The organism is Vibrio genomosp. F10 str. 9ZD137 (assembly GCF_049974785.1).
Taxonomy (GTDB): domain Bacteria; phylum Pseudomonadota; class Gammaproteobacteria; order Enterobacterales; family Vibrionaceae; genus Vibrio.
Map to the genome: position 1 here is coordinate 1 of NZ_JBNGCJ010000544.1, position 5,877 is coordinate 5,877.

Genomic DNA, 5,877 nt, shown 5'->3' on the forward strand with positions numbered 1-5,877 from the left:
GAGGCGGTTTGAAAAGATCCGATAACACGATGCAATTAGAGTTTCAAATTATGCTTTCCGTGGGACACCTTAGCTTGCAAGTAACTCTCGTTGCCGACTTTGATATGAGCAGAAGTATTGACTATTTCCACAATTTCAATTCCGTTTTCTTTTAGCTCTTTGATCTTTTTCGGATTATTAGTGACTAATCGAATCTTTGAAATATTCAATGCCGTAAGCATTTGAGCCGCTTCTGTAAAATCTCGAAGATCATCACCAAATCCTAAGTGATTATTTGCTTCGTAGGTGTTCATTCCATCACTTTGTAAACGATACGCATCAATTTTATTGTACAGACCAATTCCACGGCCTTCTTGACGTAAATAAAGAATGATACCGCCCTGCTCGCCCATCTTATTGATGGTCTCTTCGAGCTGTTCACCACAGTCGCAGCGTGAAGAGTGGAAGACATCTCCTGTCAAACACTCTGAATGCATCCTAACTAATGGGGTGTCTGTCTTTTTATCCGCTTGCTTAAAAACGATCGCAATGTGCTCTTTTTCTGTCTGCAAGCCATGAAAAGAAAGAATCTCTGCATCAATATTGCTTTGGGAGCCAACTTTCAGGTCAACTCTGGCACGAACTTCCGCCATATTTTTACTCACTCAACTGTTTGCTTTAGTACTAATGACAACAACTTGTAAGGTGCCTCTTTGCTATAACTATGGGGATTTTCGCGAAATTTTTCAATGTTTCATTGAAAATGAGAGACTACTCCAAGGTGATTCATAACAATAAAGGGAGTAAGAACCAAAAATAACACGAAGGTTTTATTCAAAACATCACAGAAACGACAAGAAAAGTAAACGGGAAAAAGGAAAAAAGGAAAGGTTACTGACTCTGATTATGTTGCCAAACCGACAATTCGACCCAAACCGACTCAAGCACTTTTAACTCTTCTTCAGTGAGCGTTGAAAGCGTTGGATCAGGTATTTGTTGAGCTTCAGCATGAATAAAACCCAACTTTGTATAAAAGTCTTTTTTAAACTGTAACAGTAGGTTTTCCACCGTGCATTCTGGCATGTGAACACTCAAAATTAATAACATGTCAATATAATGTGAGAATACCACATGATGTTTGAGAGTCTTATTTAGGCAACAATTATGGAATAATAATCACAGATAACCTCTTGAAGATGCTTGCAAATTAAAACAATTCAACATCACTATCTCCCTTATCATCCACTATCAATATACCTTCGTCTTTTAACCACTGATAGCTGAATACTTGATTCCTACCATTATCTTTCGCGTAGTAGAGCGCTTTGTCAGCGTTATCTAAAATATCGGTCAGAAAGTCGGTTGTTTTGATCGTACATATACCACCGCTGAATGTGACTTGAGGTACTTTAGGAAACACATAGCTTTCAATATGCTGTCTAAATTTTTCCATTTTTTCTTCCGCTTGTTTCAATGTCGAGCGTGGGAACAACACCACAAACTCTTCGCCCCCAAAACGAAACAAATTCTCTTCATGGCTAAAAGACTCCTGCATTTGTTGAGCAAACACGAGCAGCACCTCGTCACCAATCAAATGACCATAGGTATCATTAATATCTTTAAAATTGTCGATATCGATGATGGAGACGATTGAAGCGTATCCGTCATCCAACTGATTGTTCACCGTTGATTCAAAGCTTTGATTTAATTTCTGCTCCATCATTTTACGATTCCATAACCCCGTTAACGGATCATGTTCACTTTCACGTAGAACCACTAGATAGTTCTTATAAATTTGGCTGAAGCCATCCATAAGCAACTGATATTCATTAGGAGGGCGGTCCATCAAAACAATAAAGCGGGCGGATGAATTTTCATCGATACGTATTGGGAATGTGCAACGATAAAACCCATTGTCGTCACGCTCGACTACGCTCAAACTCAGCGTATGATCAAAATCTTCAGGCACTTTTTCATCGCGCTTGCTCAACCATTCATAGCTGGCCTGTTCCGCTGAATTTTCGACTCGAGTAAGGGCTGCGGTGAGTTGGGCGATTTCGCCTTTATAATGAAATAGATGAACGCTTTGAATGGGGACCATTTCTGACAACGTCGCGACGACGCAGTGTGCCAGCGAGATGGAGTTGGTTTGTTCTGTTATACCAACAACTAAATCCAGTATCTTTTTCTCTACATTCATTCTTAGCCTATTTGTTGATAACTGTCTGCTAAGTATAGGCACTGAAATATGAGCCAAGCACAAAAAAGCAGCGAACTTCGCTGCTTTTATGCTACTTGGATAAATTTTATAAGGCTTTGATAAAAGAAACTCAGCTCCGAACGCCGAACTTAACCGTTCCTTTAGAGTTGAACCACAGAGCTTCTTTTCTGCGGCGGGCAATCAAGATTGGGCCATCGTCATAGAATAAAAAGTTCTTCCAATGCTGTTTAAACGTAGCCCACTTGGTTTCCAATACATTGTATTTCTCATAGCAAAAGTAAACGGTCACATCATCTTGCCAGTTCAACATCTCGGCTAATTCTTCAGGAAAGCCTTGATCGTCATCTTCCCAACTGTCTATCCAATTCACTTCCGCCGACCAGTTAGAATCTTTACTGGGCCAGTCTTGATTGCTTAGACGATCGGCATCAGGGCTCTGTGGGCTGATATTTTCTTTCCACAGTTGCGATGCTCTCACGGCATCCATAGGCTTAATCTTAGCGAGATCCTCTTCTGGAACGGGCATGGACTGGTGCGTGAAAATCCATTTTCTTTGGTACTGTTCCAAAGGCAAATACGACATTAAATTTCCTCGTTATTTTTTAGCCAGCCATTATCGACGGCTTGCTCAATCATTCTTTTCGCTTCATCCCACAGTGTTTGCGAGCCAAGCGCTATTTTACTGTTAACGCCAAGGACTTGCTCTTTGGTGACACCGTGCTCTTTCCAACTCTGCCCTTCATTATGAAAGTTTAATAACATTGGAATCAGACGATCAAGCGCTTTGGCAAACTTGGCGTCTGCTGTGGAGGCCGATTCGAATTCTAACCACAAGGTTTTCAGTTCAAGACCTTGATCGCTTGGAAGCATTGAAAACAGACGTTCTGCTGCGGCCAGTTCTTTTTCTTCTTGCTCTAACGAAGCCGCAACATCATAAACAAACGTATCTCCAGCGTCGATTTCAACGATATCATGCAGTAATAACATCTTAACGACTCTCGATATGTCTACGCTGTCATTGGCATGCTCTTCCATCAATATCGCCATTAGCGCAACATGCCAACTGTGTTCAGCACTGTTTTCTAACCGACCATTTGCACTTTTGACTCGCGTACGACGCAATACAGATTTGAGTTGGTCAAGCTCAATAATTAGAGAGAGTTGCTTTCCTAAGCGTTCATTCACTTACTTCACCGCCTTCCAATTTTCATTAATACAACTGGTTAAAATATGGTCTTCCCACTGCCCATTGATGAGCAAGTATTTTTTGGCAAACCCTTCTTTTTCAAACCCATTATTTTTTAACACCGCAGCGCTGCGCTCGTTTTTAGGCATGTAGGCGGCATTAATTCGGTGCATTGACTGATACGTAAACATGTAATTTATAGCTCGATTTAGAGCGCGCGTCATGATTCCTTTACCCTGTAACTGTCCATCTAACGAATAACCCACCGTACAGGTGTAGCAAGGAAAGCGGGACAAATTACTAAACGACACGGTCCCAAGAACGGTTTGCGAATCGGGAGAGAGGATAATCAAATAAAACCCCAACCCCAGTGAGTGCAGTTCGTGTAGTTTGATCAGTTTCTTTGACCAACCTTGATACGTGAAAAACGCGTCTTCTCGCTTAGGTTCCCAAGCCTTTAGGTGAGTCCGATTACGATTAAAGTAATCCGTAATTCTCTGCGCATCGTCTATTTCAGCGGTACGAAGAATAAAATCATCATCGGCTTCATAAACACTTCTATGGGAATTAACTCTATTCATTAATTTTTACGTATCGAGTAGTCACGCAACTTATTTGCGATGGAGGTATGAGACACGTTCAACCGCTTTGCGAGCTTACGACTTGATGGGAATGACTGATACAATCGTTCAAGCACCTGAGACTCATATTCTTTCATGATCTCATCAAGCGAACCGTCTAAGTTTACGTTGGGAATGCCTGAAGAAGCGGTTTCTAATTGTGGTAAATGGAACAAAGACAAGTCTAGCGGACCCTCTTGCCATTCTGTTAGCGCCCTCAGTACCATATTATCGAGTTGTCGCATGTTACCCGGCCATGGGTAGTTCGATAGCCCATCCACCAGGTCATCGGCTAAACTCGGTCTCACCATACCCAGCTGATTCGCGTATTTCGCCGCAAACAACTCTAACAACGGAACGATATCATTCGTTCGTTCTCGTAATGCAGGAATGCGCAGTGTCAGGACATTGAGTCGATAGAATAGATCTTCTCTAAATGCGCCTGAATCGGCAAGTTCAGCCAGCTTATGTCGGGTTGAGGCAATAACTCGAACATCAACGTGAACTTCATGCTCTTCACCCACCCGTCGGAACGTCCCGTCTTGTAAGAACCGTAACAACTTAATTTGTAGATGCGCACTCATTTCACCGATTTCATCTAAGAAAACAGTTCCGCCATTGGCTTGTTCAAAAATCCCTTTATGACCTTGCTCGTGATTGAACGAACCTGGTGCGTGACCGAACAATTCCGTTTCAGCCACATCGTCTGGCATCGACGCGCAACTTAAAATAAGAAATGAAGAAGCCGCTCTGTTTGAGCGATTATGGCATGCTCTTGCCAGCATCTCTTTTCCAGTGCCCGTTTCACCCTCAATTAACAAAGGCTGATCAAGCATAGAAAGTTTCTTAGCCTGGCTGATTAATGCTTTATGTCGGTTAGATACGCCGACGAAATGTTCAAAACCGAGATTGTTGTTCAGCGGTAAACTGTCATCAAACTGAGGTTTATTACTTCCTGAACGGATGATCATAACCGCGCTGGCTAAACTGGATTCATTCGACTCACTACTGATGTATACCGGCATGATTTCCATGGCGTAATCTAACCCATCAATAACGATGTTTTCACGTTGGCGAGTAATGTTACCTTCGAACCACAATGAGAAATCAAAGCAGGGTAAAAGCGCGGAGACCTGTTGCCCGATAATGTCCGTATCAGCGATCTTAAAGAGGTCGACTGCGGCATGGTTGGCGAGATCGATTTGACCTTTCAAGTCGATGGCCAGTACTGGGTCCGGAAGGTTATTAAGAAGAGAGATCAGCTCAGTATTGTGCCTTTCCATAGGCATAAATTGAATTTTTCTCACATCCTTAACACCAGATATTCGACGAATTTCAGTCATAAGTTCGCTGAACGTATCAAAATCAATATCAGGGCAATTTAAGTAAATGATGCCACTGACATCGATTTCGATGCCACGCAAATCTATATTCTTCGAGGCCAAGATAGCAAGCAGTTCACGGGTAAGGCCTAATCGATCTTCACAAAATACTTCAAGACGCACTAAGAAATCCTAATTGAGCGGTGTCAGAAAAAGTTGACACTAGTGTCGCTCATGGCTTTTATTGCGTCAAGAAATCTAACTTGAATACGGTGATACCAGCCACTATTTGATTGAAATTGCAGCGACTTTCGACACGATCTGTTTGCGTATAGTAGAGAGCGTCAATGCGTTTTCTTTGTGCCAAGCCATTGGTCGTAATAACGCGATAGCCTTTAAGCCGACTCTTGCCGACAAAATACCCACGCCGATCCCCTGCCCTGCTCTAGCAGAAAGCTTGCCAGCGAGATCCATCGACAATAGATCCATGCTTGCATCAACCGCCAATTCACTGGCTCCGGCTGCCGCCATATAGATCGGAAGAGCGGT

8 protein-coding genes are annotated in these 5,877 nt (G+C 42.5%); all 8 read right to left on the minus strand.

The genetic code is table 11. From position 1 onward, the window contains the following. Positions 1-35: 35 nt before the first annotated feature. Positions 36-632 (minus strand): GTP cyclohydrolase II, encoded by a 597-nt coding sequence (locus ACP45E_RS13220; RefSeq protein WP_017034429.1) that lies wholly within the window; start codon positions 630-632, stop codon positions 36-38. Positions 633-870: 238 nt separating this feature from the next. Then, positions 871-1,062 (minus strand): hypothetical protein, encoded by a 192-nt coding sequence (locus tag ACP45E_RS13225; RefSeq protein WP_017034428.1) that lies wholly within the window; start codon positions 1,060-1,062, stop codon positions 871-873. A 124-nt stretch (positions 1,063-1,186) separates the two neighbouring features. Then, positions 1,187-2,179, minus strand: a complete 993-nt coding sequence (locus ACP45E_RS13230; protein WP_017038653.1) for a GGDEF domain-containing protein — start codon at positions 2,177-2,179, stop codon at positions 1,187-1,189. 130 nt (positions 2,180-2,309) lie between these two features. After that, positions 2,310-2,783: a DUF2947 domain-containing protein gene (locus ACP45E_RS13235; RefSeq protein WP_017038654.1), complete on the minus strand. Its 474-nt coding sequence runs from the start codon at positions 2,781-2,783 to the stop codon at positions 2,310-2,312. Further along, a complete protein-coding gene (locus ACP45E_RS13240) occupies positions 2,783-3,385 on the minus strand; it encodes an HD domain-containing protein (protein WP_017034425.1) in 603 nt (200 codons plus the stop codon). Before ACP45E_RS13240 ends, ACP45E_RS13235 begins: the two co-directional genes overlap by 1 nt. After that, complete coding sequence (rimJ, locus tag ACP45E_RS13245; protein WP_017038655.1) at positions 3,386-3,967, minus strand: ribosomal protein S5-alanine N-acetyltransferase; 582 nt, start codon at positions 3,965-3,967, stop codon at positions 3,386-3,388. It abuts the gene before it with no gap. Next, on the minus strand, positions 3,967-5,511 hold the full coding sequence (gene tyrR / locus ACP45E_RS13250; RefSeq protein WP_017034423.1) for a transcriptional regulator TyrR: 1,545 nt from the start codon (positions 5,509-5,511) through the stop codon (positions 3,967-3,969). Before tyrR ends, rimJ begins: the two co-directional genes overlap by 1 nt. A gap of 102 nt (positions 5,512-5,613) precedes the next feature. After that, on the minus strand, positions 5,614-5,877 hold a 264-nt coding region (locus tag ACP45E_RS13255; protein ID WP_141707334.1), incomplete at its 5' end, for a YcjF family protein.

Coding starts and splice junctions, on each gene's coding strand:
- rimJ (WP_017038655.1), bottom strand. CDS start 3,967: ATGAATAGAGTTAATTCCCATAGAAGTGTTTATGAAGCCGATGATGAT.
- ACP45E_RS13220 (WP_017034429.1), bottom strand. CDS start 632: ATGGCGGAAGTTCGTGCCAGAGTTGACCTGAAAGTTGGCTCCCAAAGC.
- ACP45E_RS13225 (WP_017034428.1), bottom strand. CDS start 1,062: ATGCCAGAATGCACGGTGGAAAACCTACTGTTACAGTTTAAAAAAGAC.
- ACP45E_RS13230 (WP_017038653.1), bottom strand. CDS start 2,179: ATGAATGTAGAGAAAAAGATACTGGATTTAGTTGTTGGTATAACAGAA.
- ACP45E_RS13235 (WP_017038654.1), bottom strand. CDS start 2,783: ATGTCGTATTTGCCTTTGGAACAGTACCAAAGAAAATGGATTTTCACG.